Source organism: Halorubrum rutilum, from assembly GCF_024494565.1.
The window spans coordinates 194,233-220,068 of the sequence record NZ_JANHDN010000006.1 but is presented as its reverse complement, the minus strand read 5'-3'; the positions used below and the strand labels follow the sequence as shown (position 1 = coordinate 220,068).

Sequence of the window (25,836 nt, the reverse complement as noted above, 5' to 3'; positions counted from 1 at the left end):
TTGAGCAACCGGCACAACCTCCCCGATGAAGCGGGAGATTTGTGTCATAGGCAACCGAATCTTCCCGCTTCAACTCCTTTGATTTAGTGGCCTACCTCGCTGCTGTATGGCGATTCAACACAGCCCCTCATAGTCAAACATCTGGCCGCCGTAGGTGTCGATAAACGATTGGGCTTCCTCTTGATCCGAGAACGGGTGTAGCGCCGGGCCCATTCCACCCATCACGTCGCTTTCGGCGACGTAGACGAGGCCGGTCGCGTCGGCGAACGTCTCCGGTGCCGTCGGCGACGGCATTCGCGGCGCACCGTCACGCTGCCGCACGGTGTAGTCGACGCGCGAGAAGTCGGTCACGTAGACGACGACCGGCTCCCAGCCGCGGTCTAGCCGATCGAAGTGGTAGGGAAACAGGCTGTGGACGAGGGTGTGGAACCACGCCGGGTTACCCTCGTCTCGCGGTTCGGCGTCTCGATAGAAGATCTGCCCGTTCGCGCCGCCGTGGGGCCCGATCGCCATCCCGTGGTCGGTGTCGAACTCTCCCTCAAGATTGACCGGATCGGGGAGGGCTTCCTCGGAGGCGCTCCCGCTGAGACAGCCCGCGAGTCCGATGACTGCACCGCCGATCCCGGCAGCGATGACGCGGCGTCGGTTCATATCCATGCTTACGCTCACCCGATCATATCCGTTCTGGTGGGAACGTCGAATTCGCCTCACACAAAGATTGGGTGCGTTGATGCTGTGAAAGAAATGTACGAATCGAATGCCAATACGATCGCGCGACCGGAGTCCTCACTCCGCGAACCGGAATCGGCTCCGTTCGATTACGATACTTATGCGCTCTCGGAAGGCGAGCGTTCCGACCGAAGCGAGGCTTCCGAAGAGCGTCCACCCCGCAAGCGAGCCGACCGCCCGGCCGACGTCGACGACGTTCCCCTCCTGCGCGAACGAAACCCCAATCACGGTCTCGAAGACGAGTCCGCGGAAGGCTCCATTCGGTGTGAGCGCGGCTCGTCCGGCGACCGCCGACGGGTCGGCACCAGCCATCAGTGACTGAATGAGCGCGAGGTCGCCGCCGAGCGTTCCAACGAGGAACGCGAGGACCGCGAGCGCGGCCGCGCCCCGCCGGCTCGTCGCTGCTGCCGACACCCACATCGACAGCGCGAGGAACGCCGCCCCGAACAGCGTGATCAGTGCGAGAAAGCGGACGTACAGCAGCGGCGAGTCGACGCCCGCGTGGGTCGCGAAGATTCCGGTGTCAGGGGCGGCAGTCAACCAGACGTAGCCGCCGATCACGGCGAATGGGAGGCCGACGACCGCAACCAACGCCACCAGCCGTGCAAGCAGGACACCGACGACGTAGCCCACGACGCCAATCGGATACGTCCGGATCACGGCGAATTCCCCGCTGACCGCGTCCGCCAACAGCGCCCGATACCCCAGCACGACCGCGAGTAGCGGCACCAGCAACTCGGCCGGCAAGAGGAGGTCGACAACCGCCGGAACGAATCCTGTCGCGCCACCGCCGCCGACGGCGACCAGAAGCCAGAGCACACCAAATAAGCCGACCCCTAGGACGCCGTAGCCGGACGTGCGCAGGATTGTTGCGAGCTCTCGTCGGAATACGGTCCCTGCGCCGGCAAACGCGTCAGTCACGCCCAGATCCCCGGTCATCGTTCGGACACCCCCGTCACATGGACATCGCGGTCGCCATCGTCCCCGGGCCCGTTTCGCTCGTCTTCGGCCGCCGCACCGCTTCTCGCTGGGTCCGCGTCGTCGTCGGTTCTAAAGAGCGTAATGTCGCGTCCCGCAGCCTCGTACAGCGCCGCGGTCGTGTCGACGTCGTACTCGTCGCGGAGGGCGTCGAGGTCGCCGGCAACTGCAACCCGTCCGCGGACGAGCATGACAACGCGATCAGCGTGGGCATCAACGAGATCGAGATTGTGTGTACTCACAACGACCGTCTTGCCGTCGGTCACGTTGGTGGCCGCAGTCCGGAACGCCCGCTCACGCATTCCAGGGTCAAGCCCGCTGGCCGGTTCGTCAAGCACGACGAGTGGCGGATCGCCCAGCATCGCCTGTGCGATACCGAGAAGTCGCTGCATCCCACCGGAGAGATCCTCAACCGGTTTGTCGGCGGCGTCCGACAGTCCGACCGACGCGAGCGCGGCGTCGGGATCTCCATCAACCAGTCGCGCGTAGAACGCGAGCGTTTCCCGAGCGGTGAACCCCTCACGGAACGGAACCTGCTGCGGGAGGTAACCGATCGACTTCCTGCCCCCGTCCTCGGCGATCGGCGGTTGGACCTGCCCGGTGGTCGGGAGAACAGTTCCTGCGAGCGCACCGAGCAGCGTCGACTTTCCGGAGCCGTTCGGCCCGATTACCGCCGTGAGCCCCGGCTCGAACACGAGCGACACCGAATTGAGCACCGGCACGCCGCCATACGTCCGAGTGAAGTCGTCGACAACCACGCGGTCGGGTTTGGCGCCTTCAACCGGTGACTCGGAGTCGGGCGTCCCCTCCGCCGGTGAGCGCTCGGTCATAGAGACGCCTCCACGACCGCCGCATGCTCGTTCGGCTCGGTACCCCAGTTCGGTCGCGTTACGTTTCGGTCGTCCGCGGTCATTGGTTGGTTGTCAAGTTGCCGAACAGCATGGCCGCGGTCATTGATCTGCGCCCGCCAATCGGTGTGAATCGCCGTTACATTTGGGTCCGTAGCCGCTGCGACCCGATCGGGAGCGTACGGCTCCGGTGCCGGTGCCGGATCAATGATACTGCCAGAACGCGCCCCCGCGACGGTGCCGCGGAGGCGTTCGAGAAGTTCGTTCGCTGGCGACTCGCGGAGCGTGACGACGGCCGGTTCCCGGTGGAGGGCAGCGTCGATCGGCGATGTCGGGCGGTAGGCACGCCCGCCCGGCTCGTGGAGCCCCGCGTTCGCTCCCTCCCAGTAGTTACCGCGATCGCCGTCGGCCCACACGCGTAGCGGTCCTGCTCCAGCCCCGGCGTGGCGGTAGTTCCCCACGAAATCGTTTGCGACCACGCGGCTCGCAGGCACGACCGTCGTCGCTCGCGCGCCCTCTTCATTTTCCACGACAACGTTGTGCTCGTATAATGATCCGCGTGAACTGGTGGAAAAGCCCAGATCGTTGTGTGCGAGCGTGTTGTAGCCGACGTACGTTAGCGTCCCGGACGCTTGTATCCCGGCCGCTGAGCCACGCACGTCGTTGCCGACGATCGCGTTACGGGCTGGCCGAGTCATTACCGTGATCCCCGCGAAAATCTCGTCTCGGAACGAGTTGTCCGCGATTAAGGCGTCGCCGGTGTACATGAGATGGACACCGTAACGGTTCTGTCTGAACGTCGAGTTCCTGACGATTGACCCGTCGGCACGGTGGAGATATATCCCGTCACGACCGTTCGTGAACGTCCCGTTGGTGACCGTTACTTGCGATTCCATTCCGGTGATTCCCATGAAGCCGTCATCCCACTCAGCCGTTCCATTGACCTCGATATCACGGAGCACCGCGTCTGATCCGTCCCGCAGGAGAACACCGCTCGCGTTCGTGTCGATCATCACGTCGTCTATGAACAGCCCTGGCGCGCCGAGTCCGCGGATCCCGGCGTCGCCGTAGCCGTATCCCAGTTGGATGTTCGTGTCCCACGACTCCGTCTCATTTCCTTGCGCGGCCTCTTTGGCCCGCCGTTGAGCCGCTTCGGGATCCCGGGTCCGATTACCGGTGCCGTCGATCGTCAGTCCCGTGATCGCGACGTTCGGCGCCCGAACGGTGATCACCGAACCGTTTCCGCCACCGCTGACGTGTGCGCCTTCGCCGGCGATCGTGAGGGGTTTCGTGACATTGATCTGCTCCTCGTAGGATCCAGACGGCACGACGACAGTCGTGTTCGGTGGGGCTGCGTCGACCGCAGCCGAAATTGTTCCGGCATCCTCACCGACGGTGACCGAGACAGGGCGGTCGGCGGTTTGCTCTGCAGATGTGACCCGTTTATCTGCCATTTCCCAGCGTTCCGGTGCCATCGCCCGCGCGACCGCCCCGGAGTCAACGTCGAACGATCGCGTCCGAAGCTCCGCCCAATCAACGATTTTCCCGCCGTGACTTCCGGTGAACGCTGTTGCCGCGTCCCGAGAGGAAAACGGGATAACCGTCTCGCCGGCTGGCGTCCGAGCCTCACTGTTGACAACGTAGACCGCTTCTTCGGCAGGTGTCCACGACGATGGTCTCGATTCGGCTGCTGTGAACAACCCCGTTTCAGTCGTCCCCGGCTTGGTCCCATCAAAAGTTTCGACATACGCGATGAGCGGATAGCCGAACCGACGTTCGGTGTAGCCTTCGTCGAGTCGATCGACAAAGGATTCGACGCCGTTGTATCCAATGACGTACTGGAGCTGCGAGTAAAACACCTGAACGCGCGGAATTCGGCCGGAATCAGACATTAGCGAATCCGTCTCCGTAGACAGCCCGAGTTCGACGATATCCTCGTACGCGACGGGGTCAGGCGCGGTCGCCGCAGGGTCGGAAAGGAACGCTCCGGCAACGACGAATCCGACGATAGCCGCGAATACGACAACCCAGGCAAGCACAGCCCGCGATCGGTCGCTGTACGGGTCGAAAATCGCCACAGAACTGGTACCCGTCGTCGAGATATATCTGATCTGGTTCGATTCTCGAATACGAGCGTCTGTTAGTAATGGGAGTATTTACATACTGATTGATGTATGAGGCGGTGCATCCTCAAGTCCCCGTCAGCTCAGGCGTACTGGTTGATCAACGAGCGCAGTTCGTCTTTCTGTCGGACACCGACCATCTGTTCAACCTGTTCGCCACCATCGAAAAGATACATTGTTGGGACCCCTTGAACACGGTATTGTTGTGCTAGTTGTTGGAACTGGTCGACATCGATTTTAGCCACAGTAGCGTCAGTTTCGGCAGCCAGCTCCTCAACGATCGGTTCGAGCATCTGACACGGACCGCACCAGTCGGCATAAAAGTCGGCTAGAACAACTCCGTCTTCTGCGAGGAGGTCGTTGAACTGATCTGCGCTCTCAACGTGGATGGGTTCATTTCGATCATCAACAGTCGCTGTGCTGTCGTCGTTCGCTACCTGCTTCCGTAGTTCTTCGATCTTTTCCTGTCGGATCTGGTCTCGATCGCTCATCACGCACAATTTGTGGCTGGATCGTAATAATAGTTTTGCGGCTAATATACAAGATAGCTCGGGAGAGTGAGTAGATTGTCGCCGTAGCTATAGATAGCATTTTTAGATGAATTATTATATTAGTCGAAACTCAGTTCGTCAAAACCGGTTGAAGCATCCTTTCTGCCAACATACCTACTAAGTAGTTCTCTTTGACATCAGGATCCCACGCACAATGTGATAAGTATAGGGCCGGAATGTATAAGTTAGTATAGTGACTATCTTACAATACAAATGTCCGGTGTAGCCATTATTGGTGGTGGACCGACTGGGTTGAACGCAGCAATCTACACGGCCCGTGCCGACAAGCGAACGCTCGTGTTTGACGACGGTGGCGGAACGACCCGTGATGTAGACACCATGGAAAACGTCTTCGGATTCCCAGAAGGCGTTACCGGCCCGGAGCTCGTCGATTTGGGTCAAAAGCACGCACAAAAATACGGTGCTAAAATTGTTGAAGAGGAAGTGGTTCGGATAGAACCAGATGAGGAGCAATACTGCGTCGAGACGACAGTTGACAAGTACACCGTCGACGGTGTGATCATCGCGACCGGAGCGGACTACGAACGGCCAGCAATCGCGGACGTCGAATCATACGAAGGTCACGGCGTCTCCTACTGTGTCGAGTGTGACGCGTACTTTTATCGCGACAGTCCAGTCGCAGTCGTTGGTAACGACAACTACGCCGCGACAGAAGCGTTGATGTTGCTTGACTACACCGATGATGTTCGAATCCTCACCAACGGATCGCCGTTTGAGGCCGATAAAGACCTCCAAGAGCGTGTCGTTGAGGCAAACATTCCGGTCATTACTGACAACCTGGATAGGCTTACAGGCGAGGAGGTACTTGAAGCCGTCATCACTCAGAATGGAGAGGAGGTGCCAGTAGACGGACTGTTTGTCGCACTAGGTACTGCCGGCGGCACCGACCTCGCGGAGATGCTCGGTGTCCCTGTTGATGGTGACGATATCATCACCGACCCCGATCAGTCGACGCCAATTGATCGAGTGTACGCGGCAGGCGATGTCACTGGTGGCCACCAGCAGATCGCGACTTCAGTCGGAGAGGGTGCCCGCGCAGCCATCAACTTGCTTGAAGACCTCCGTGGGGCAGACTACATCGACTACAAAAAGTTGGATTCGCAACCGGCCTGACTGATTCGATCGGCGGCGAGGTTCCGGTTGGTGCGTGGTGGATTCGATCTCAGGCTGCTCCAATTGATATTCACCGTCGACTCCTTTTGTTGTCGCAGAAGAAGACTCGGGAGTGTACACTTCTCGATTGAGAAGTAGCCGGTAGACGTATATAATGCTACATTATTCGCCGTACTCTTCAATGCACACCTCATTTTAGGTAAACCTAAATGACGGCTGCGCTGGTGGACGTTCCTTCGGAAGAATGGATTGACCTGATTGACGTGCCGGACGACGAGACGCGAGCTCGGTTGCTGCGACTGGGCCTTCTCGACGGTCGTGTCAAGTGTCATAGACAGATCCGTAATGGCCCGGTCGTCATTCGGCGTCACGGGATGGAAGTGGCGCTCGGCCGACCGCTCGCCGAGGAAATTACTGTTGAGCGAGCAGACGGTGACCGGGGACCGCGATGACGGGAGAAGGCCTTATGCGGGGCCTCACCTCTGGTAATACCGAGACGTCTGTAGCGCTAGTCGGCGCACCCAACGCAGGCAAGAGCGCGCTGTTCAAAAGGCTCACAGAAGAGTACGTTGATGTCTCAAACTACCCCGGCACCACGCTCAAGACGACCTCGGTGACGGTGGGGTCGACAGAGTTGACTGACACTCCGGGGATCAACGGCGTCTCGTCGTTTTCCGAAGAGGAGCGAGTCACGAGAGAGGTTATTCTCGACGCAGATGCGGTCATAAACGTCGTCGACGCCACACAATTAGACCGAGATCTGTTCTTGACGTTACAACTGTTAGACATGGGTGTTCCAACTGTTGTCGCGCTGAATATGATGGACGAGGTCGCGGCCGACAATCTTGAGCTTGATATTGACGCGCTGGAAACTGCGCTTGGTGTCCCGGTCATCCCGACCGTCGCCATTACCGGTTCGGGCGTTAACGAACTGCAGAATCGCCTCTCAGAAGCATCAGCGCCCCCATCAACGCCCATCGCTTCGTACTACGACGTGCTTCCTGACGACATCAAGGCCACCCGCGCAGAGAAGACGCTACTCATCGAAGGCGACGAACCAACAGCCCGCCGCGTCGACACCCGTAACCTAGTAGCTGATGGGGGTGACACCTCTCCCGCCGCTATCGAGAAACGAGAAACGGTCTATCGGGAGCGTCGCACCCGGGTTCGATCGATCGTTGAGACGGTCGAGCATGCCACCACATCTGGGGGACCCCCTATGAAATGGCTTGAGAACCTGCTTATGCGGCCGGCGACGGGTATTCCGATTGTGTCCGGACTCCTCATCGCGATCTTCTATTTTATGGGAGTAGTGGTTGCACAGACGGTTGTCGGCTACACGGAGAAAATACTCTTCGGCCGATACTATAATCCCGCTGTTAAGACAGTTGTCGAGGATATCCTCCCGCCAACCGAATGGGCCGCTCATGTTGAGTTCTTGCTTATCAACGATAACCTAGGATTGCTGACGATCACCGTCCAGTACATTCTCGGCGTGTTAGTACCGCTCGTGGCTGCGTTCTACCTCGTGATCGGCATTCTTGAAGACGCCGGCATCCTGCCCCGACTTGCTGTGTTGACCGATAGAGGGCTTAACCGGATCGGGCTCAACGGTCGCGCGGTCGTCCCGTTGATCGTCGGTATGGGATGTGTGACGATGGCAGTCATCTCCACTCAGATGGTCGGGTCGCGCCGAGAGCGACTCATCACAACAGCATTACTGGGTCTTGCTATCCCCTGTTCTGCACAGATCGGCGTTATTATGGGGTTACTTGCTGGGCTTGGATTCGTCTGGTGGGCTAGCTATCTGCTTGTACTGCTCGGTGTCCTCGGGGTTGCCGGCGTCTTTCTTGACCGGGTACTCCCCGGCGATCAAGAGGCATTAATCGAGCAACTCCCACGTTTGCGCGCCCCGCGCCCCCGAAACGTCGCTCGTAAAGTGTCGAATCGGACGCTCGCGTTCCTTAGGGAGGCGGCGCCCTTGTTCGCGGGCACTGCGGTGGTGGTATCGGCGCTTGACTACGCTGGCGTGCTCGACGCGATCATAGCAGCGCTCCGGCCGCTGACCGCCGCACTAGGGTTACCGGCGTCATTCGGACAGGTACTCGTTCTGGGACTAATTCGACGTGACTTCGCCGCCGCAGGAATGACAGACTTGACGCTGGGAGCACCACAGACTTTTGTCGGGCTGGTCGTCATCACGCTGTTCGTTCCTTGTATACTTACTATGACGATGATTCTCAAGGAACACGACGCGCGGAGTGCACTCCTGATGTGGGCCGGCTCTTGGGTGACAGCGATCACCGTCGGTGGACTCGCCGCGGCCGCTCTGGAGGTGATCCTGTGATCTGTCCGACTTGTGGGTATGAGTTCGATCCTGCCCGTGGGTTGGCGTGTCCACGCTGTGGCGCGTCACTGTCCTGTTCGGAGGTGTCGTGCGCAGAGTGTGGTGCCTGTTCGGGTCTCGTTGACCGCCTCCGATGTACAGTCATGGAGCGATTCAACGGCGAGAGAGAGAACAACGACGAAGACACCGGAAACGAGTCCACGAAGGAGTTCTAGACGGAATCGGCACGAGACCACACGAAGGTCTCGTCAAGGCGTTACTGAGGATTTCGACTCTCCGCGAAGTATTCTGTGCGCGATAAGGGTAGTGCTCTCGACTTGCTGTGCATTTACTATCGACCTTTAGTTAGTTTTGTTGACAGTAACTAACGTGGTCGGGACGATAATTGCGATTGTTAGTATTGCTCCGCTGATCACCGCAAAGGGAGCGACTGCGTTCACGGGATAGGCGAGCAGGTTGATCGCTGCCCAGTTCACAACGCTCAAAATAACGGTGTAAGCGATAGAGGCAAGCAGGACGATGACACTGAACGCACCGACGACGACCCCCGCAAGAGAGGGCGACTCTTCGGTAGAATTCTTATTCGAACTCATTGGTATATTCTGTTAGAGTATAGTACATATTACACACAAATAAACACGGCGAAAGCGCCAATCAAGTCGCGTGTTGTGTGCTAATCACGATGGTGCAACTACAGTCTGGTAATATTAATACACTCGCAGTCTAATAGACAACCCGGCACATACACAGCACAGCAGCAAATTGACGGCAGATATACACAACAGCCACTTAGTTATATGAGAATATAACAAGGACAAAAATCTGTCTAAAAAATAGGTTTGTGAAAATAGTAAATGGATTTTATAATATCGAAATGTAAGAAGTATTTGTAATGGCAGTTGAAAGCGACGACCTACGATCGAAGCTCGGAGAGAAAGGTGAACTAATGCTGGCTGTTTCGGAGTTTGAAGAGCCGCTAGAGATACATCTCCACGATACGGACATCGAAGATGGGACAGTTAGAATTGAACTAACAGACGGTGTCCTCACGTTTGATACGGACGAAATCGTTGCGGCATGGCACCACACTCATTCGCTCGCGGATTTCGGGCTGGAGGACTGATCTGCTCGTGTACGCTATCTAACGCGGACCCAAACGGTGAGCTGCCCGTGTACGGCAAGCTCGAGAAGAGTTCCTGCATGGCAACGCGGGTGCTGGCAGAGCACGGGATACCTGCTCGCACCCTGACCGGCGGTTACTACCACTACGAGTCTGCGACGGCAGACGGCACAAAGAATTGAACCCGTATCAGCAGAGTACGCAGGAAACACGTCGAAAGGATTGTTCCAGTTGAGGGTCTGACGTGGTTGATCACAATTCGGTACGACCGTGCTACTACTGAGACTCCGCAGCCACCAAGTGAAGCAGATGAGTCCTGATATCAACGGAGCTGAGCGTCAACCAACTGTTGCACCTCAGCCGACAGAGTCCCAGTTACGGTACAGCGCCACGCCGAACGCAAAGATGACCCCACCGACTCCGACTTGTCGACCCACCGTTCCGAAGTCACCGCTGAGACCGGCGATAACCGCTCGGACCGTCATCACGAGCGAGACAAGCACGACGAGCGCGAGCACGGCGTGATGTGTCTCCATATGTGAACCCACCCACCTCGTGGACCAAAAGGATCGGTTGGCACAAGACAATCAACGCGACTGCTGTCACGTGAAAAGTCAATACTGGGATCGATGCCGGTAGCGGTATCGAACCGGCGTGGGGGGGCGTGCAGTCTTAATTCGCTGTCGTGTGAAACCGGATGTCGATTCCGACTTGTCCTATGACAACTCCGACGTTATGCGGGAGCAGTCCATAAGAGCGATAAGAAACATCGACTGCCGAGCGGCTCAAAAAACGCGACGAACACACTACTCATCACCACGTACTAAATGATCGACCCAGTACTCGCAAGCCGGTTCCAGTTCGCTCTGACGACGATCGTTCACATCATTTTTCCGGTGATGAGCATGGGACTAGCTCCCTTCCTCATCTACTTCACGTGGAAGGATATCCGGGGCGGTGATCCGGTGTACGAACAACTCCGTCGCTTCTGGACCAAGATCTTCGCCGTCTCGTTCGTCGTCGGAACAGTAACTGGAATTGTGCTTGAGTTCGAGTTCGGAACGAACTTCGCCGCGTTCTCGACGACTGCCGGAGAGCTATTCGGTGGTCCACTCGCCATTGAGGGGATGATGGCATTCATGCTGGAGGCGACGTTCCTCGGTATTTTTGTATTCGGCCGTGAGCGGGTCTCTGACCGGCTTTACATGATCTCGAGTCTGGCTGTCGGAGTCGGAACATGGCTGTCAGCTGTCTGGATCCTCATCGCGAACTCGTGGATGCAGATGCCGCGCGGTTACGAACTCGTTACTGAAGATGGCCAACAGGTGGTACACCTCGTTGACCCAGTTGCGGCGTACTTGAATCCGCGTTTCGGATACATGTACGTCCACATGCAGAACGCTGCGGTGGAGTCGGTGGCCCTATTTATGGCCGGCGTCGCAGCGTACTACATATATCGGCATCATGTCTGGGGGAACAAGACGAAGAACATTGTCTTTTGGCACAAGACGCTCAAGATCGCACTGGTCGCATTACTGATTACGGCACCCCTGCAGGTACTCCAAGGTGATCTGTACGCGCGCCATGTATATGAGACACAGCCGCAGAAGTTTGCCGCCATGGAGGCGGTCTGGAACACCGAGTCGTACGTTCCCGAATACATCTTCGCTATCCCGACGGATCTGAGTCAGCTCACAAACCCGCGCGCGAAGGAGCTGTTCGGGGTCGGCATTCCCGGCGGCGCGTCGTGGCTTGCCAGCGGGGGGGACGCGACCGCGGAGATCCGCGGTCTGAACACGTTCGACACGGAAGCGCCGCCGGTCGCCATCGTCTTCTGGTCGTTCCGCGCGATGGTCGGGATGGGCTTTTGGTTTATTCTGCTTGCGTTCTGGGGCGGCTACCGGTGGTACACCGGTGAGCTATTCGAGGACGGACTGCTCCACAAGGCGCTGATGACTTCCAGCCTCCTCGGTTTCGTCGCGGTCGAACTCGGGTGGGTCGTTACCGAGGTGGGCCGCCAGCCGTGGGTGATCCAAGGCATCCTGAAGACGAGCGAAGGTGTCTCGCCCGGGCTTACCGGAAGTGAGGCGTTGATCACGCTCGTTGGGTTTGTCGGCGTCTACACGGCGATCTTGGCGCTGTACAGCTACGTCGTCATCCGCATAATCCGCGGTGGCCCGCCAGACATGGACACACTAGAGTCCGCGGGCGATCACGACGCTCCGCCTGCGGGGGTGCCCGGCGATGACTAGCACGAGCGTCGAGGCACTCGCCTCGGGGCCGCTGTTCGGTCTGCCGCTGCCAGAACTGTGGTTCGTACTCGTGTTCGGCTTGTTGGGAACGTTTCTGTTCCTCGATGGATTCGACTTCGGGGCCGGTGCGATCTTCGCGACACTCACAGACGACGACGCACGCGAGGCGGTACTGTCGGCAATCGGGCCGTTTTGGGACGGCAACGAAGTGTGGCTCGTCGTCTTTGGCGGTGCGCTGTTCGCCGCGTTTCCGGCGGTATACGCCGGGCTATTCAGTCGCCACTACCTGCTGATGTTCGGCATTCTCGGAGCACTCATCCTCCGCGGGCTCGCCCCGGAAATGTACGAACAGCGACACGACGAACGCTGGCAGCGATGGTGGGGGCGATCTTTCGTCGCTGGCAGCATCCTAGCGCCGTTCCTCCTGGGTGCGTTCGCGGGGAATTGGCTCGTTGGGACTTCCCGGTCGTTCACGGTCGTCGGAGTTGTCGTCGGGATCACGGTCACGGCCTTAACTGTCGTGTCTGGCGCCGCATTTCTCCGATTAAAAACCCAAGACGCGCTTCCCAAGACGGTGATGTGGATCGGGCTCGGGGCCATCGGTGCGTATCTCCTCGGGGTCATCGTGACCCTTGGAGTCTTGGCGGTCCAACTCCCAGCCGGCGTTGACGCGGTGCTGTCGGCACCGGTACTCGCATTGGTCGCCGCGTCTGTCGCGCTCGGAGTCGGCTACGGTGTCGCACTCCGACTCGGGTCAAACATGGTCGCACTTGTGGCGGCCGCAGGACTGACGTACGGGCTGATTGCGGTTGTCGCGGTCCTCATGTATCCAAGTATCGATCCGGCAGCGGGGCTGACTATTAGAGGGGCCATCGTCTCAATGCTGCCACTGAACCTCATGTCGATCGGGGCGGCACTGTTACTTCCGCTGATCGCGACGTACTTCGCCGTCCTGTACTCGGCGTTTAGTGGGCCGGTCACAGCCGGCGAGGCGTACTGACATGAGCGATGACTCGCAGACCGGAACACCGGCGCGGACGTCGACGGTCGGGACGCTGTTGATCTCGCGCGTGTTGGTCACGTGGGCAGAGCTGCTCGTCGTCGGCTTCGTAGGGGCCGCGCTCGGTGGGGCCGCGTCTGGTCCGCCGCAGCTCATCGTCTACTTTGCGACGATCTTGGCGTCGGTCGCGGTGGTCATGTACAACGTCGACCGACTTGTCACCGTCCGGATCCGAGGTGCGACATGACCAGTGAAGTACGCGTGGCCGCCACCGCGTCTCAGCGTTCGCTGCCGGGCGATATCCGGGCGTTCGGCGGAGATGAGCCAAATGGACGGCAGTCGACGGGACGGCGGATCAGCGGGTCTCAGTCCGTTCGTTCAGTGGAGGGCGCGAACGGCCCGACTCCGCGGCGTTTGGCGACAATACCGAACAGCAGCACCGCGCTCGGGAGAAATAACAGCGCCCCCAGCGCGGTGACGACGTCGTTACGGATAAGCCCGAAGGCGATTCCGCCGAGCCCGGCGAGGAGCGCGACGACTGCCGGAATGAGCAGGTGGCTTCTGAGCGCACCCAGCGTCTCGCGGGGCGAGAGTGAGAGAACCATACAAGACGATGTAAGTACGTTGAGACCATATCAGACGTGTTGTCGAGAGACAACCGAATCGAGCACCGATGCGCGACACGACGTACCCCCTCCGTCACCGATATCGCGGCCGTCCCAAACCGATGCTGTCCCTACCAACCGAGTTCACTGCCAGATGCACGATTTCACCTTCGAGATAACGTATGACGTCGGCGCCGACGAGTACGTCGACCTGTTCATCGATCGCGAGTCCCTCCGATCGGAGGCTGTCTACTCGTGTCTTGATCCGACGGAGCTGTGGACGCTCGAGTCAGTGACGGGCGATCCGACCGACCTTGCGGCCGTCGATGAGCTCCTCTTAGACGAGTCTGTCGACCGAGAGTCGATCAGCGCCCGGGCGTGTAACTCGACCCGAACGACAAGCCTGTTGACCGAAGAGCAACGACGGAGAGTCGCGTATACATACATCTCGAACGTGGACTACTGCGAATCCGTCCCGCTCATCGCGGCGAAGTACATCGATGGCGGTGTCCTCTTCGAGCAGATTCGAACCGACGACAGGGTTCGTTGGCGCGTGTTAGTACAGGACGATTCGAAGATTGGACTCCTGTATGACACACTGTCCGCGAAGCTCGGCGAGGGGTTATCGTTTTCATTCAAGCACTTGACTGAGGTCGACCACTGGGAGAGCGGGCTCCTCTCACGAGCGGACATCCGCGCGGAACAGCGGGAGATTCTGAACGTGGCCGTCGAGCGTGGCTACTTCGAGACGCCGCGGGAAGTGACACTCGACGAACTCGCCGACGAGCTCGGGTTGCCCCGATCCACCGTGTCGTATCGGCTCCGACGAGCGACCGCAGAACTGGCGAAGCGATTCGCAGAGCAGCAACCATGACGCCTGAAAACCCATCAGAGAGCGGTGAGCACACGCAGACCGACGCATCGACGGCGACACAGTACCCAACAGACGTGCTAGTCAGCCCTGACTGGGTTGACGCACGACTCGATCAGTTTGGTGCTACCGATTCTGACCTCCGGCTGCTCGAAGTCGATGTTAATACTGCGTTCTACGACACGGGCCATGCACCGGGTGCCGTTGGCATTGACTGGCAAACCGACCTCCGATCAGCGGAGTCACATGATATTCTCGGTCCCGATGAGATGCGTTCATTCCTCGGATCACACGGGATTACTGAAGAAACGACTATCGTCGTCTACGGTGATAACTCGAACTGGTTCGCAACCCACCTCTACTGGCAACTCTCCTACTACGGCCATCCAGACGTTCGAATTATGGATGGTGGCCGCGAGTACTGGATAGATTACGATTATCCAACCACAACAGAGCCGGTCGATCCACCACCTGTGGAGTACGGCAGGACTCTTAATCCACCGACCAATCCAAAAATTCGAGCCTATCGTGAAGAGGTACGAGACGCACTCAATACCGAAACCGCATTTATCGACGTGCGTCTACCAGAGGAATTCCGCGGCGACATTACAAAACCACCCGGAATTAACGAGGGGGCAATGCGTGGCGGCCACATTCCTGGAGCAACGAACATCTTTTGGGCTAAGAACATCCGCCCTGATGGCCGATTCAAACCCCCCAGCGAACTCAGAAACGTGTACGAGTCGCACGGAATCTATCCTGATGACGAGGTGATCGTCTACTGTCGGATTGGTGAACGATCATCAGTTACGTGGTTCGTGCTGGAAGAACTGCTTGGGTATGAGCACGTGCAGAACTATGATGGTTCGTGGACTGAATGGGGGAATATGATTGGGGTCCCGATCGAGGTTGGAGACTGAGTTAGGGGGAATGTTCTCTATGCTACTCACTGCAGAGTTTTTAAAGAGCCATAGCTCCATTGAAATCCTCAGCAAGTGATATATTCTGACTCAATCTCGGACAGTTCAAGATACCAATCGCGCATCCCAGTGGTAAAACAGTACTCTCCCAAAAGAAACTAGAACAAGTTACACACAGGTATTTTTGTAATTTGAGATAGTATCATATTCCGTGGACCGTCGTCGATATATCCAGCTATTCGGTGGCGGTGGAACTCTTTCTCTTACTGGCTGCGTCGGGAGTGTATCGTCACCCAGTGGGGAATCCCTGCCCGAAGCACCGTTGACGCTTGCAACGACGACGACAACATACGATAGCGGATTGATCGATGCGCTACTCCCGGGGTTCGAAGAACAGTTCGGGACAACTGTCGAACCAATCGTCCAAGGTACCGGCGGAGCGCTTCGAACCGCCGAAAATGGAGATTGTGATCTCGTCTTTGTTCACGCTCGTCAGCTGGAGGACACATTCCTTCGCGAAGGACACGGTATCAACCGGCGTTCGGTTATGATGAACGACTTTCTGGTCGTTGGACCAGCTGAGGACCCTGCCAACATCGCCGGAAACGGACCGATTGAGGCGTTCGAAGCTATCGCTAATTCCGAGGCCACGTTCTTGTCACGAGGTGATCGCTCTGGGACCCATCTCCGCGAACGCCAGCTGTGGAACGAAGCGGGAATCGACCCCGAGGGGACATGGTATAGCGAAACTGGTCAAGGGATGGGAAGCACACTCATCATGGCCGGACAGACGGGAGCGTACACGTTGACTGAACGTGGAACCTTCCTTAATGTCGCCAAGGATACGCTAGTGCCCCACGTCTCCTATGGTATCGAGGACCCTCCACTGTTGCTCCGAAACGAATACGGTATCATCCCCGTGAATCCCGCCCGCCACGATACTGAATATGCGCTGGCAATGGCCTTTGTCGGCTACGTCACTGGGCCGGGGCAGAACGTTATCGATGGGTATAGAATAGCGAACGAACGAGTTTTCCGACCATTTGGACCGTCGCACACTCCCGGTTTTGAACAGTACGTTCCGAGTGGCTGGCAAGCACCCGGCGCTCAATAATCAAATCCTTATTGCACAGTACGCAGCTCTTATCCACTGGCTGTTTCAGGTGTAAATCGGTCTGAGAAATAGGGTTCCAACAGAGCCAGAGCCATCTGATTGAGACAGTTTTGGACTTCGGTCACAGGCCATAATAGATTTCGTCTGGAGGGTCGGGGTAGATAGTTGTCCTACGACAAGTAGACACATTAGCCGATTGGCTCGCAACTTATGTTGATGCGAAACACCTGCCACTGGGGTAATGACGCGAGCGGAAGGACAGATGTTGGCACACACACGTTGAGATGGACAAAATGAGCAGTTTCGACGCTGAGTCTGAAGACTCACAGTCGATTGAGCAGATCCTCAACGCACTGAGCGTCGAAACGAACCGGAAGATCTTATCTGCGCTCAATAAGCCAATGACCGCCGCCGAACTCGTTGATGAATGCGATCTCTCAACCTCAACCGTGTACCGGAAATTAGACCGACTCAGTAATTCGGGTCTGGTAAAAGAACACCTTGCGGTTGACTCTGAAAATGGACGGTGTAGTCAATATGAGCGAAATATCGAACGTGTTTCGGTTTCTCTGAGTGGTGATGGTCGAATTACGATTCAAGTGAAACAAGCAAGCGGAGGAGAAAATAAAAAGAAAACATGGAGACCATATGAGAAGTAAGCAGTGTGTTAAACAGAACACTTCGAAAATTGTTCTTCTTGAGTTATGTCAGGTAGCACTAATATTCCCACTAGCTGCAAACATATCTACAATATTTACCCTCATATGTGATAGCGAGTTCATGGCCCAAAATGAGGTTGAGAACGGGGTCACAGAGACCATTGGATCTGACAAAGAGTTTGATCCAATCGGGACACTTACGCTCATCGGGATCTACTTCGTCATCCTGCTGCTGGCGTGGGTGTACATCTACTACATCGAGTTCCTCGGGCGGGACCTCGTCGTCGTGGGGTGACCACGAATGCACATTCACGCCTACGAGAAGCTCTGGCTCGCGGCGTCGATCCTGCTGATACTGCTGCTCATTGGCTCGGTCACGTACGGCGCCGTGGGTCCCGGCGTCGCGATGGTCGCCGCCGACGAGCCGACGGTCGACGCCCAGGCGCTCGACGAGGACGAGCGGTTCTCCGAGCCGCGTGTCGAGCGGGTCGGCGAGAACGAGTACGCGGCGTACGTCGTCGCCTACCAGTTCGGGTTCGAGCCGAGCCCGATCGTCGTGCCCGAGGACAGCACCGTCACCTTCTACGTCACTTCCAGAGACGTGATCCACGGGTTCGAGGTCGTCGGCACGAACGCGAACACGATGGTCGTGCCCGGCGAGGTCTCCGAGCTCACCGTCGAGGTCGACGGCGCCGAGGAGTACGGGCTCATCTGTAACGAGTACTGCGGCGCCGGCCACCACGTGATGGAGGGGAAGGTGAACGTCGTCAGCCAGGCCGAGTTCGACGAGCGGAACGACGGGGGTGACGGCGCGTGAGCGAGGCTATCGAGGCCGAGCGCTCCTTTGTCGACGAGTTCCCCGACGAGGCGCGCGTCGTCCGCGCCGCCCTCCTCAGTTCCTTCTTCGCGCTGACGCTCGGCGCGGTCTTCGGGATCGTCCAGACGCTCCACCGGACTGACGTGGCGCGGATCATTCCGTCGACCGACTACTACACCGTACTGACCGCCCACGGCGTCTTCATGGTGATCAGTTTCACGATCTTCTTCCTCGTCGGGCTATTCACGTGGGCGGTGACGCGCAGCCTCAACCGACCACTCATCGACATCCGGATCACGTGGACGTGGTACGCGATCATGGCGGTCGGGATGACGATGACCGGCGTCTCGATCCTCGCCGGCTTTTTCCCCGCGCTCGACATGAGCGCGGACGTCCTGTTCACCTTCTACGCCCCGTTGCAGGCGCATCCCCTGTTCTACGCCGGCCTCGCCGTCTTCATCGTCGGCTCGTGGATCGCCGGCGCCGACTGGTTCCGGACGTTCCTCGCGTGGCGGCGCGACCACCCCGACGAACGAATCCCGCTGCAGACGTTCATGGTGCTGACGACGATGGCGATGTGGTACATCGCCTCGTCGGCGGTCGCGGCGTCGGTGCTCCTCTTTCTTTTACCGTGGTCGCTCGGCTTCATCGACCAGGTGAACCCGACGCTCACCCGGACGCTGTTCTGGTTCTTCGGCCACCCGGTGGTGTACTTCTGGCTGATGCCGGCGTACCTGCTGTGGTACACTGTCCTCCCGAAGATCGCCGGCGGGCGGCTGTTCAGCGACCCGCTCGCGCGCGTCGTCTTCGTGCTGTTCCTCCTGCTGTCGACCCCGGTCGGGATCCACCACCAGTACCTCGACCCGGGGATCGCGGAGGGGTTCAAGTTCATCTCGATGACGAACACGATGTTCCTGCTGTTGCCGAGCCTGCTCACGGCGTTCACGGTCGTCGCGAGCGTCGAGTACGGCGCCCGGCAGCGCGGCGGGACCGGCCTCTTGGGCTGGCTCACCGACCTCCCGTGGCGGAAGCCCGAGTTCACCGGGATGATGCTCGCGGGGCTGATGTTCGCCGCCGGCGGCTTCTCCGGGATGGTGAACGCGGGCATGAACATCAACTACATGATCCACAACACGATCTGGGTGCCGGGACACTTCCACCTCACCGTCGGCACCGCCGTCGCGCTCACGTTCATGGCCGCGACCTACTGGATCTGGCCACAGATCTCCAACAAACCGATCTACAGCCGGCCGATCGGGCTGTTCCAGGTCGTCCTCTGGTTCGTCGGCATGGCGCTGATGTCGAACGCGATGCACGCCCAGGGGATCATGGGCGTGCCGCGCCGGACCGCAGAGCCCGAGTACAGCGGCTTCGACTACCCGACGATGTTCGGCGGGTTCGAGGAGCTCAACGTCCAGATCGCGATCGGCGGGACGCTGCTGTTCGTCTCGACGGTGCTGTTCATCGGGAACCTCGTGCTCACGATGGGGAACCCGCGGGTCACCGGGCTCGCCGAGTCGCTGCCGCCGGCGCTGTCCGGGCCAGACGATGCCCCGCGCGTACTCGACGACCTCCGGCTCTGGGTCGGGATCGCGCTGACCCTCGTCGTCCTCGCGTACGCCCTCCCGCTGGCGGCGATCGTTCGGCGCGGCGGGCTGCTCGGTCCCGGCGTGGGCACGTATCCGGCGTGGCTCATCCCGTTATACGACGCGATCATCGGCGCCGCGACACCCATCATCAGCGCCGTCGGCGACGGGATCTCCGCGCTCGTCGAGGTGGCCTGATGACCGTGGACGTGAGCCGCGGTGGACTCCTGGTGACACTTGCGATCTTCGGCGTGATCATCTACGAGTTGCGGACAGTCCTCGATTTCGTTGGCGTCAAACTCCCGCTTATTCCCTACATGATCGCTGTCTTCGCGCTCGCCGGCGTCCTATTATGGATCATTACTCTCAAAGGAGGATGGCAAACAGATGATGAGAGGACGGACCCTACGTAGAGATCTGGCAATAAAAAAGACGACAGCTAGCTTTCGGCGGGAGGGGCCGCAGTTTCTGACTGTTCGTACTTATTCTCAAACTCTTGAATAAGCTGGCCCATCTTCGCATACCAGTCGTTGAGCAGACGCTGCATGTCATCGGCGATTTTGGAGGGGTCAGACGGCGAGTAGACGTGATAGTAGCCACCCTGATCGTAGTTGATCTGGTCCTTTTCGATGAAGCCGGTCTGTAGCAGCCGTTGGACAGCACGGTAAGCCGTGGATCGCTCACGATCGACTGCGTCGGCGATCTCGTCGACAGTTAACGGTTCTTCGGTCTCAACAAGCGCCTGGAAGCACTCCTTGTCGAGTTCTTTGAGGCCGTGGAAGCATTCTAGTAGCCCCTCGCATTCCATGTCCCGGCGGAGCTGTTCAGACATCGAGTCTGGCATTGTTATCGAGACTATATTGGTACTGAGATATTAAAAGACTTTTGTATAGTTCGCACAATTTTGCGGCGAACTGAGGGAGGTGAGTAAACGCAATCGAACCCCGAACGGTGGGAGTTTCGGGTTTTGTATAAATACGACGTGAGGAGCTACTCGTCGCTCGAGGTATCTGAGAGTAAAAAACAGTTAGCTCGGCTGGCAGCGGGTTAGCACAAAACGGATTAGTCGGCGATTGTGACTCCCTGACCATGCGTCTGACGGAGCGTCGAAATTGTCGTGTAGAGAATCGCGAAGGCGACGACAACCGCCGCGCCGATAACCAGTACTAGTCCGAGCAGCTCAAGCGTCGAGTTTCCGAGATAAGATCCGATTTCGCCGATACCCACTGCGACGGCACCGATCAGGAGCATCCCGCCGAAGTAGATCTTGATACCGTCAGCGTCGACAACGGCGGTCGCGGCTGAACCGATTCGCGCACCGAGCGCGCTCCCGAACAACAGCGGGGCGACGATGCCAAGGTTTACGCCGCCGCCCTGTCCGTAGAGGTAACTTCCAAGACCACCAGAGAAGACGATCTCAAACAGGTCAGTACCGACAGCGACGGGCACCGGGACTCCAATAGCGTAGATCATCGCTGGCATTCGGATGAACCCGCCACCGACGCCGAGCAAGCCGGACAAGAGACCGGTCGCGAAGGCGACGACCGTAATAACCCATACAGAAACGCGGACATCGCCGCGGAGTGTCACCATCGGTGGAATTCGGATGGTCTCTTGGATACTCTTCGCGATCTCGGGGATTTCGTACTCGTCAAGATCCTTGTTACCTGGCTTGTGATCAACACCACCTCCGCCGTCAGCATGCAAAGCATCACGGGTAACCATCGCGCCGACGCCGCCGAGCAGAATAACATACGCGACGCTGATGACTCCACCGGCTAATCCTATTGATTCAAGATAATAGACAGTGGCACGCCCTGCTTCGATGCCAATGGTCGTTCCGGTGATCATGATGGCGCCGAGCTTATAATCTACTTGCCCGAGGTCATGATGTTTCAGGGTCGCGATGACCGCCGTTCCGAATACAAACGCCATTCCGCTTCCGACCGCGACAGGCGCCGGGTAGTCCAACATCAACAGCGCAGGAGTGACGAGGAACGACCCACCCATGCCGAAGAAGCCGAACAAGACCCCGACGACAAGTCCGAATCCGACGAACAGCGCGAGCATCTCTGGGCCTGTCCCGAACACGCCGGGGCCGCTGAGAAGACTATTGAGCATTCGATTCACCCCCTATCAAGAGGTTCATGAGGTAGGATCCGACAAGTCGTTCAAGACCGCCGTAGCCGGCGTACAGCACGAACGCCTCTAGTAGGATTGCGCCGATAAGCATCGCTGTCTGTGGATCCCAAGTGGGTATCTCTAGTCCTGCCATCGGTTCACCCTCTGATCTCCGCATTCGGTATTTTGCTTTTCACACATTTCTGCTCGGTTTCTCCTACCCACCTCGTGCGTATAATGGTTTTGGGATATCTACACAATACTATATTCCGGTAACCTCGGTCAGAGTACCGATAACTTATGACGAAGATACGGGCCGTGCCCTCGACAACCAGTTGCTCTGCGCCGTCACCGCCTGACCTGTTGTCTCTCAAATGAGTTGAGTTGTCATCAACTCGCGAACCCGTTTACCTAGGCTGCATCGGTGTCCGAATGACCCGCCTCGCCACTGTCGTCTCAGCAAACATCCACGCCGGGATGCCTAGCGTCGAATTCAAGAAGCGCCACCAACGCGCGCTCGATCAGGTATCGAGCGGTAATCGAGGCGGCAGGGTTCGATGTCAAGACACATGTTGTCCAGGGCCCCGCGCTGGTGCCTGAACGGTATCACTGAGATCGATTATCCCAGCCTGTTGATTGTGAGTTCGTGTGGGCAGAGCCCGCTGGAGAACCGAGTGATCGGCTCAACCACGCGCAACCTCGCGCGGACTACCGGCGTTCCGTTGTTAGTCAACCGCGCCGAGCGGGCGGTCGACGGGCCAGACATCCGCCAGCAACGAGCAACCAACCCGGCGACCACCGATACGGACGACGCCACGGAGTGACTCGCAATGCCTGATGCTGAGCCTCTCTATGACGTTCGTGAGCAAACCAGGAATCCCGAGCACGTATCGGTCGACGATGTGGTCGACCTCGTGATCCACCGGGCGCAGAACCCGCGAGCCGAGCACGAGGATGCGCATTTCGATACGGCGATCGCGGCTCTCGTCGACAGGTACGGAACGGAATCGGTCTGCTCTGTTGAATCCGCAGAAGGCGCCGGGAACGGATCACTCTGTACTCGGTTTTAGAGCGCTGTCGAGAGAATTCAGAGATGGAATCTTGGCAGAGAGTGAGGACCAAGGCCACTGGGTGGATCAATCCAACTCCCCGACGACGATGAGTGAGATAATCTCCTCTTCAGAGATCGTGATCCCCGTGTAGTCATCGGATTCAACAGAGCAAATCGGTCCGGGCAATTATCCACCGCATCCTCGTCGACGACGAGCCGTTTCGGACCGCCACGTACGGCCTTGAGATGCGCAACGTCGACGGCGTTCGGATCGGAACCGCCGCCAGCTGGTGCCTCGAGGAGCTGAACGCACAGGACAACGGCTGAGACTGGCGGGACAGGCCCGTCAGGCCCCTGATGTGCAAGCCCTGTACAAACGCCGAAACGGTTATCACTCTATGTGCAGAACTTGCACATAGAATGAGCTCAAGCGACGATCCGCGACGGGTCCATTTCCAGTCACCAGAGTATCTCGTCGACCGGCTGGATGCGATCGCGGAGCTCTTCGACAAGGATCGGACGGATCTGCTTGTCGAGGCGATTCGGGAGTACATCGAAGACACAGCCGACAGCGAGACGTTTCAGGAGTTGGTCGCGACGAAGTACTACGACGACCAGCTTGAGTTCGGGACGGTCAAGCAGTTGGTCGGCGCCGAGACTGCCCAACGCCTCCGTCTTCTCAAAGCGGATCTCGAGGATGAACCACTCGATCTTGCTGCCCCCAACGACGTCGACGTCTACGATGGCGACGCGACGGCGGTCGAGACCGCAGCCGACGACGAGCGATGAGCGGCCGGCGACTGCGTACGGTCGTCGCCGACACTAGTGCGCTCGTCAGTCTCACGGTTCCCCGCGCCGACGCGGCCGTCGACACTAACACTCCGGACCCGTTCCAGTATCTGCTCACCTCGTGTGACGTGTTCGTGCCGCCAGAAGTGGTCGCCGAACTCCGTGACATCACGCAGTACCAAGACATCCACGCCGCGGCTGCGAACAACGTCCTCGCGGCCCGCAGCTACTACACGGTCGCGGACCTCTACGAGCGCGAGGATACACCAGACTCGCGGCCGACGTTCGGGCTCGACGACGGCGAAACCGACGGGATTGTCCTTGCGAACGCGCTCGACGTCGATGGGTTTCTCACCGACGATTTCGGCGGAACGAACTTCCCGCTCATCCACGCCGTGCTACAGGGCCCGCGGATCGTCCCGACGCCGCGGCTCATCGTCGACTACGCTCGAAACGGGCATCTGAGCCACGAAAAGGCTCGAACGCTGATCACGACGATCAGCCCACATCGGAGCTGGGAGAATAGTCCGTACGTCACACAATTACTCCACCGTCTCGAAGAGTAACCAGTCTCCGGGTGGTGACGCCGAACAGCCAGCGCCGGCGACGACATCCGAAAGCCCTCGGCCGCTCGGCATCCCACGACCGCCGCTGCGTGCCTCGTGCCTGCGGTGCTTGCGGGGTCGGGGGACGGCCGAGACAGCCTCGCCCTTTCTGAGTCCGCCAAGGCGGTAACTGGGTCGCTGAGTGTCACAGCCGGCTGGACAGGTGTGTCCGTGACGGCCCGCCCCGCTCGCCACGACTAGCTGAGGAGAATTCGGCGAGCCGAGAGTTATAAACCAGAATTTATACGATTTAGTCTTCTGGAAGCCGTATGAGCAACGGATCGCTGGGGGAGCGTCGTGATTTTCGGTCGCTATTTGATGAACTCGACGGCATCGCTCTCTGGACAGCGTCCGAACCGGGGGAATTCGAGTACATCAGTGCTGGCTTCGAAGATATCTGGGGAATCTCACCCGAGGAAATCAAAGACGACATCGGAAAACTGATTGAAACGATTCATCCCGACGATCGAGAGCGTGTTCGCGCAAACATCGAGGAGTCAACCCGCGAACTCCGTGATACGGAGTATGAGGGACGCATCGTTCGTCCGGATGGTTCGGTCCGGTGGACGCTCAATCGGCAGGTTATCCTCCGGGATGAGGCGGGGGATGTCTCGGAAATCGTCGGCATCTCCACGGATATCACGGATCAGAAACGCCGCGAGCAAGAGCTTGAACTGTTGAATCGGATCGTTCGACACGATATTCGGAACGATATGGCGGTCGTGCTGGGCTGGGCAAAAATGCTCGACAACCACGTCGACGACGAGGGGCGCGAATACCTGCAGAAGATCCTTACCAGCGGTGAACACGTCGTTGAACTGACCGAGGTTGCGCGTGAGTACGTGGAAACGGTCGTCTCGGATGAGTCGGTCACCATAGAACCCGTGCCGCTGCGTTCGGTCCTAGAAACCGAGCTGTCGCTTCGCGAGGAGTCCTTCCCGGAGGCAGAGTTCATACTAGAGAACCCCCCGCCTGATGTTGAGGTCACTGCGAACAGTATGCTCAATTCGGTCTTTCGGAATCTCCTCAACAACGCTGTCCAACACAACGACGCGGATTCCCCTCGGATCGAGATCTCGTGTGCGGTCCTCGGCGACGAAGTTGAAGTTCGCATCGCCGACAACGGGCCCGGAATCTCAGACGATCACAAAGATACTGTGTTCGGCAAAGGGGAACGGGGGCTCGGAAGTCCCGGCACGGGAATCGGGCTCTATCTCGTTGACACGCTTGTCACTGAATACGGGGGTATAATCTGGGTGGAAGACAACGAGCCGACTGGTACCGTCTTCGTTGTCCAACTCCCACTCGCAGCGTAACTCCATCTACACGACACAATCGGTACGACGGATTGTTCTTGGAAACTACTGAACAAGCGGCCTCGACAGCTCGTGTTAGTGCTGCCGTCGGCGCAGGGTGTTGGGATTTGCTACCGATATCCGTTTGTATCGTCTGTAGCTCTCAAGGAAGCACAGTTAGAGGCTGCGCTGGACGCCTGGACCGTTCTGCCGCCGACCCCCTGCGGGAGTGTCCCGTCTGTGGGAAAGTTGGCATCCTAGAGCGGATTCAGCAACACACGTGTGAGTCAAGGCGATAGAAGACAACTACTCGGTGAACGC

Annotated in this window: 29 protein-coding genes and 3 pseudogenes; 21 read left to right on the top strand and 11 right to left on the bottom strand. The window is 58.5% G+C overall.

Features of this window, described 5'->3' with window-relative positions; translation table 11 throughout:
* Nucleotides 1-114: 114 nt before the first annotated feature.
* The 5 genes from NO900_RS13980 to trxA all read right to left on the bottom strand — a co-directional run bounded on the left by NO900_RS13980 (nucleotide 115) and on the right by trxA (nucleotide 5,169).
* Complete coding sequence (locus tag NO900_RS13980; protein ID WP_256409833.1) at nucleotides 115-651, bottom strand: nitrous oxide reductase accessory protein NosL; 537 nt, start codon at nucleotides 649-651, stop codon at nucleotides 115-117.
* 135 nt (nucleotides 652-786) lie between these two features.
* Nucleotides 787-1,650, bottom strand: a complete 864-nt coding sequence (locus NO900_RS13975; RefSeq protein ID WP_379792333.1) for a copper ABC transporter permease — start codon at nucleotides 1,648-1,650, stop codon at nucleotides 787-789.
* 14 nt (nucleotides 1,651-1,664) lie between these two features.
* A complete protein-coding gene (locus tag NO900_RS13970; RefSeq protein WP_256409830.1) occupies nucleotides 1,665-2,537 on the bottom strand; it encodes an ABC transporter ATP-binding protein in 873 nt (290 codons plus the stop codon).
* Complete coding sequence (locus NO900_RS13965) at nucleotides 2,534-4,633, bottom strand: NosD domain-containing protein (protein ID WP_256409829.1); 2,100 nt, start codon at nucleotides 4,631-4,633, stop codon at nucleotides 2,534-2,536. Before NO900_RS13965 ends, NO900_RS13970 begins: the two co-directional genes overlap by 4 nt.
* A gap of 128 nt (nucleotides 4,634-4,761) precedes the next feature.
* On the bottom strand, nucleotides 4,762-5,169 hold the full coding sequence (gene trxA, locus NO900_RS13960; RefSeq protein WP_256409828.1) for a thioredoxin: 408 nt from the start codon (nucleotides 5,167-5,169) through the stop codon (nucleotides 4,762-4,764).
* Between the two features lie 273 nt (nucleotides 5,170-5,442).
* Between trxA and NO900_RS13955 the strand changes: the two genes are divergently transcribed.
* The 3 genes from NO900_RS13955 to feoB all read left to right on the top strand — a co-directional run bounded on the left by NO900_RS13955 (nucleotide 5,443) and on the right by feoB (nucleotide 8,710).
* Nucleotides 5,443-6,363: an NAD(P)/FAD-dependent oxidoreductase gene (locus tag NO900_RS13955; RefSeq protein WP_256409827.1), complete on the top strand. Its 921-nt coding sequence runs from the start codon at nucleotides 5,443-5,445 to the stop codon at nucleotides 6,361-6,363.
* Nucleotides 6,364-6,572: 209 nt separating this feature from the next.
* Nucleotides 6,573-6,815, top strand: a complete 243-nt coding sequence (locus NO900_RS13950; RefSeq protein WP_256409826.1) for a FeoA domain-containing protein — start codon at nucleotides 6,573-6,575, stop codon at nucleotides 6,813-6,815.
* Nucleotides 6,812-8,710 carry a ferrous iron transport protein B gene (feoB, locus tag NO900_RS13945; protein ID WP_256409825.1) on the top strand — a complete coding sequence of 633 codons (1,899 nt, stop codon included), beginning with the start codon at nucleotides 6,812-6,814 and terminating at the stop codon, nucleotides 8,708-8,710. The genes NO900_RS13950 and feoB overlap by 4 nt, the downstream gene beginning before the upstream one ends.
* 341 nt (nucleotides 8,711-9,051) lie before the next feature.
* On the opposite strand, the gene NO900_RS13940 is transcribed toward feoB, so the two are convergent.
* Entirely contained in the window at nucleotides 9,052-9,303 is a 252-nt protein-coding gene (locus NO900_RS13940) for a hypothetical protein (RefSeq protein WP_256409824.1), read from the bottom strand.
* 299 nt (nucleotides 9,304-9,602) lie between these two features.
* Between NO900_RS13940 and NO900_RS13935 the strand changes: the two genes are divergently transcribed.
* Nucleotides 9,603-9,833 carry a hypothetical protein gene (locus NO900_RS13935; RefSeq protein ID WP_256409823.1) on the top strand — a complete coding sequence of 77 codons (231 nt, stop codon included), beginning with the start codon at nucleotides 9,603-9,605 and terminating at the stop codon, nucleotides 9,831-9,833.
* A gap of 353 nt (nucleotides 9,834-10,186) precedes the next feature.
* Here the strand turns inward: NO900_RS13935 and NO900_RS13930 are convergent, their stop codons facing one another.
* Nucleotides 10,187-10,366 carry a DUF8073 family membrane protein gene (locus tag NO900_RS13930; protein ID WP_256409822.1) on the bottom strand — a complete coding sequence of 60 codons (180 nt, stop codon included), beginning with the start codon at nucleotides 10,364-10,366 and terminating at the stop codon, nucleotides 10,187-10,189.
* Nucleotides 10,367-10,657: 291 nt separating this feature from the next.
* Between NO900_RS13930 and NO900_RS13925 the strand changes: the two genes are divergently transcribed.
* The 3 genes from NO900_RS13925 to NO900_RS13915 are packed head-to-tail and all read left to right on the top strand — an operon-like array spanning nucleotide 10,658 to nucleotide 13,329.
* The gene (locus NO900_RS13925) at nucleotides 10,658-12,082 is read left to right on the top strand and encodes a cytochrome ubiquinol oxidase subunit I (RefSeq protein WP_256409821.1); all 1,425 of its coding nucleotides are present in this window, start codon (nucleotides 10,658-10,660) and stop codon (nucleotides 12,080-12,082) included.
* Nucleotides 12,075-13,082 (top strand): cytochrome d ubiquinol oxidase subunit II, encoded by a 1,008-nt coding sequence (locus NO900_RS13920; protein WP_256409820.1) that lies wholly within the window; start codon nucleotides 12,075-12,077, stop codon nucleotides 13,080-13,082. Before NO900_RS13925 ends, NO900_RS13920 begins: the two co-directional genes overlap by 8 nt.
* Before the next feature lies 1 nt (nucleotide 13,083).
* Nucleotides 13,084-13,329: a hypothetical protein gene (locus NO900_RS13915; RefSeq protein ID WP_256409819.1), complete on the top strand. Its 246-nt coding sequence runs from the start codon at nucleotides 13,084-13,086 to the stop codon at nucleotides 13,327-13,329.
* 118 nt (nucleotides 13,330-13,447) lie between these two features.
* Here NO900_RS13915 and NO900_RS13910 read toward each other — a convergent pair whose 3' ends face one another.
* Nucleotides 13,448-13,687, bottom strand: coding sequence for a hypothetical protein (locus NO900_RS13910; RefSeq protein WP_256409818.1), 240 nt, complete (start codon nucleotides 13,685-13,687; stop codon nucleotides 13,448-13,450).
* A gap of 154 nt (nucleotides 13,688-13,841) precedes the next feature.
* On the opposite strand from NO900_RS13910, the gene NO900_RS13905 reads away from it, so the two are divergent.
* From NO900_RS13905 to NO900_RS13870, 8 genes are all read left to right on the top strand, one after another.
* Nucleotides 13,842-14,561: a helix-turn-helix domain-containing protein gene (locus NO900_RS13905; protein WP_256409816.1), complete on the top strand. Its 720-nt coding sequence runs from the start codon at nucleotides 13,842-13,844 to the stop codon at nucleotides 14,559-14,561.
* Nucleotides 14,558-15,478, top strand: coding sequence for a sulfurtransferase (locus tag NO900_RS13900; protein ID WP_256409815.1), 921 nt, complete (start codon nucleotides 14,558-14,560; stop codon nucleotides 15,476-15,478). The genes NO900_RS13905 and NO900_RS13900 overlap by 4 nt, the downstream gene beginning before the upstream one ends.
* Before the next feature lie 211 nt (nucleotides 15,479-15,689).
* Nucleotides 15,690-16,592, top strand: a complete 903-nt coding sequence (locus NO900_RS13895) for an ABC transporter substrate-binding protein (RefSeq protein WP_256409814.1) — start codon at nucleotides 15,690-15,692, stop codon at nucleotides 16,590-16,592.
* A gap of 293 nt (nucleotides 16,593-16,885) precedes the next feature.
* A complete protein-coding gene (locus NO900_RS13890) occupies nucleotides 16,886-17,251 on the top strand; it encodes a winged helix-turn-helix domain-containing protein (RefSeq protein ID WP_256409813.1) in 366 nt (121 codons plus the stop codon).
* Nucleotides 17,252-17,372: 121 nt separating this feature from the next.
* Nucleotides 17,373-17,546: a hypothetical protein gene (locus NO900_RS13885; RefSeq protein WP_199242130.1), complete on the top strand. Its 174-nt coding sequence runs from the start codon at nucleotides 17,373-17,375 to the stop codon at nucleotides 17,544-17,546.
* 6 nt (nucleotides 17,547-17,552) lie between these two features.
* Nucleotides 17,553-18,068, top strand: coding sequence for a cytochrome c oxidase subunit II (locus NO900_RS13880; RefSeq protein ID WP_256409812.1), 516 nt, complete (start codon nucleotides 17,553-17,555; stop codon nucleotides 18,066-18,068).
* On the top strand, nucleotides 18,065-19,852 hold the full coding sequence (locus NO900_RS13875) for a b(o/a)3-type cytochrome-c oxidase subunit 1 (RefSeq protein ID WP_256409811.1): 1,788 nt from the start codon (nucleotides 18,065-18,067) through the stop codon (nucleotides 19,850-19,852). The genes NO900_RS13880 and NO900_RS13875 overlap by 4 nt, the downstream gene beginning before the upstream one ends.
* Nucleotides 19,852-20,067 (top strand): CbaC protein, encoded by a 216-nt coding sequence (locus NO900_RS13870; RefSeq protein ID WP_256409810.1) that lies wholly within the window; start codon nucleotides 19,852-19,854, stop codon nucleotides 20,065-20,067. The genes NO900_RS13875 and NO900_RS13870 overlap by 1 nt, the downstream gene beginning before the upstream one ends.
* 26 nt (nucleotides 20,068-20,093) lie before the next feature.
* Here NO900_RS13870 and NO900_RS13865 read toward each other — a convergent pair whose 3' ends face one another.
* The 3 genes from NO900_RS13865 to NO900_RS13855 form a co-directional block, all read right to left on the bottom strand.
* On the bottom strand, nucleotides 20,094-20,498 hold the full coding sequence (locus NO900_RS13865) for a helix-turn-helix domain-containing protein (RefSeq protein WP_092566358.1): 405 nt from the start codon (nucleotides 20,496-20,498) through the stop codon (nucleotides 20,094-20,096).
* 218 nt (nucleotides 20,499-20,716) lie between these two features.
* Nucleotides 20,717-21,775: a sulfite exporter TauE/SafE family protein gene (locus NO900_RS13860; protein WP_256409809.1), complete on the bottom strand. Its 1,059-nt coding sequence runs from the start codon at nucleotides 21,773-21,775 to the stop codon at nucleotides 20,717-20,719.
* A complete protein-coding gene (locus tag NO900_RS13855; protein WP_256409808.1) occupies nucleotides 21,765-21,929 on the bottom strand; it encodes a DUF7512 family protein in 165 nt (54 codons plus the stop codon). Before NO900_RS13855 ends, NO900_RS13860 begins: the two co-directional genes overlap by 11 nt.
* Before the next feature lie 257 nt (nucleotides 21,930-22,186).
* Between NO900_RS13855 and NO900_RS17640 the strand changes: the two are divergent.
* From NO900_RS17640 to NO900_RS13835, 6 genes and pseudogenes are all read left to right on the top strand, one after another.
* A pseudogene (locus tag NO900_RS17640) lies at nucleotides 22,187-22,551 on the top strand (universal stress protein); the annotation flags it as partial.
* A 54-nt stretch (nucleotides 22,552-22,605) separates the two neighbouring features.
* Nucleotides 22,606-22,797: pseudogene (locus NO900_RS17635) on the top strand (DUF8158 family protein); the annotation flags it as partial.
* A gap of 206 nt (nucleotides 22,798-23,003) precedes the next feature.
* A pseudogene (locus NO900_RS17710) lies at nucleotides 23,004-23,153 on the top strand (DUF8158 family protein); the annotation flags it as partial.
* A gap of 93 nt (nucleotides 23,154-23,246) precedes the next feature.
* Nucleotides 23,247-23,615, top strand: coding sequence for a ribbon-helix-helix domain-containing protein (locus NO900_RS13845; RefSeq protein WP_256409806.1), 369 nt, complete (start codon nucleotides 23,247-23,249; stop codon nucleotides 23,613-23,615).
* Nucleotides 23,612-24,181, top strand: a complete 570-nt coding sequence (locus tag NO900_RS13840) for a hypothetical protein (protein WP_256409805.1) — start codon at nucleotides 23,612-23,614, stop codon at nucleotides 24,179-24,181. The genes NO900_RS13845 and NO900_RS13840 overlap by 4 nt, the downstream gene beginning before the upstream one ends.
* A 308-nt stretch (nucleotides 24,182-24,489) precedes the next feature.
* A complete protein-coding gene (locus NO900_RS13835; protein WP_256409804.1) occupies nucleotides 24,490-25,536 on the top strand; it encodes an ATP-binding protein in 1,047 nt (348 codons plus the stop codon).
* Nucleotides 25,537-25,836: the final 300 nt, after the last annotated feature.

Excerpts from the sequence above, each read along its gene's own strand:
- NO900_RS13980 (WP_256409833.1), bottom strand. The coding sequence starts at position 651 with ATGAACCGACGCCGCGTCATCGCTGCCGGGATCGGCGGTGCAGTCATC.
- NO900_RS13970 (WP_256409830.1), bottom strand. The coding sequence starts at position 2,537 with ATGACCGAGCGCTCACCGGCGGAGGGGACGCCCGACTCCGAGTCACCG.
- trxA (WP_256409828.1), bottom strand. The coding sequence starts at position 5,169 with ATGAGCGATCGAGACCAGATCCGACAGGAAAAGATCGAAGAACTACGG.
- NO900_RS13955 (WP_256409827.1), top strand. The coding sequence starts at position 5,443 with ATGTCCGGTGTAGCCATTATTGGTGGTGGACCGACTGGGTTGAACGCA.
- NO900_RS13950 (WP_256409826.1), top strand. The coding sequence starts at position 6,573 with ATGACGGCTGCGCTGGTGGACGTTCCTTCGGAAGAATGGATTGACCTG.
- feoB (WP_256409825.1), top strand. The coding sequence starts at position 6,812 with ATGACGGGAGAAGGCCTTATGCGGGGCCTCACCTCTGGTAATACCGAG.
- NO900_RS13940 (WP_256409824.1), bottom strand. The coding sequence starts at position 9,303 with ATGAGTTCGAATAAGAATTCTACCGAAGAGTCGCCCTCTCTTGCGGGG.
- NO900_RS13935 (WP_256409823.1), top strand. The coding sequence starts at position 9,603 with ATGGCAGTTGAAAGCGACGACCTACGATCGAAGCTCGGAGAGAAAGGT.
- NO900_RS13930 (WP_256409822.1), bottom strand. The coding sequence starts at position 10,366 with ATGGAGACACATCACGCCGTGCTCGCGCTCGTCGTGCTTGTCTCGCTC.
- NO900_RS13925 (WP_256409821.1), top strand. The coding sequence starts at position 10,658 with ATGATCGACCCAGTACTCGCAAGCCGGTTCCAGTTCGCTCTGACGACG.
- NO900_RS13920 (WP_256409820.1), top strand. The coding sequence starts at position 12,075 with ATGACTAGCACGAGCGTCGAGGCACTCGCCTCGGGGCCGCTGTTCGGT.
- NO900_RS13915 (WP_256409819.1), top strand. The coding sequence starts at position 13,084 with ATGAGCGATGACTCGCAGACCGGAACACCGGCGCGGACGTCGACGGTC.
- NO900_RS13910 (WP_256409818.1), bottom strand. The coding sequence starts at position 13,687 with ATGGTTCTCTCACTCTCGCCCCGCGAGACGCTGGGTGCGCTCAGAAGC.
- NO900_RS13905 (WP_256409816.1), top strand. The coding sequence starts at position 13,842 with ATGCACGATTTCACCTTCGAGATAACGTATGACGTCGGCGCCGACGAG.
- NO900_RS13900 (WP_256409815.1), top strand. The coding sequence starts at position 14,558 with ATGACGCCTGAAAACCCATCAGAGAGCGGTGAGCACACGCAGACCGAC.
- NO900_RS13890 (WP_256409813.1), top strand. The coding sequence starts at position 16,886 with ATGAGCAGTTTCGACGCTGAGTCTGAAGACTCACAGTCGATTGAGCAG.
- NO900_RS13885 (WP_199242130.1), top strand. The coding sequence starts at position 17,373 with ATGGCCCAAAATGAGGTTGAGAACGGGGTCACAGAGACCATTGGATCT.
- NO900_RS13880 (WP_256409812.1), top strand. The coding sequence starts at position 17,553 with ATGCACATTCACGCCTACGAGAAGCTCTGGCTCGCGGCGTCGATCCTG.
- NO900_RS13870 (WP_256409810.1), top strand. The coding sequence starts at position 19,852 with ATGACCGTGGACGTGAGCCGCGGTGGACTCCTGGTGACACTTGCGATC.
- NO900_RS13865 (WP_092566358.1), bottom strand. The coding sequence starts at position 20,498 with ATGCCAGACTCGATGTCTGAACAGCTCCGCCGGGACATGGAATGCGAG.
- NO900_RS13860 (WP_256409809.1), bottom strand. The coding sequence starts at position 21,775 with ATGCTCAATAGTCTTCTCAGCGGCCCCGGCGTGTTCGGGACAGGCCCA.
- NO900_RS13855 (WP_256409808.1), bottom strand. The coding sequence starts at position 21,929 with ATGGCAGGACTAGAGATACCCACTTGGGATCCACAGACAGCGATGCTT.
- NO900_RS13845 (WP_256409806.1), top strand. The coding sequence starts at position 23,247 with ATGAGCTCAAGCGACGATCCGCGACGGGTCCATTTCCAGTCACCAGAG.
- NO900_RS13840 (WP_256409805.1), top strand. The coding sequence starts at position 23,612 with ATGAGCGGCCGGCGACTGCGTACGGTCGTCGCCGACACTAGTGCGCTC.
- NO900_RS13835 (WP_256409804.1), top strand. The coding sequence starts at position 24,490 with ATGAGCAACGGATCGCTGGGGGAGCGTCGTGATTTTCGGTCGCTATTT.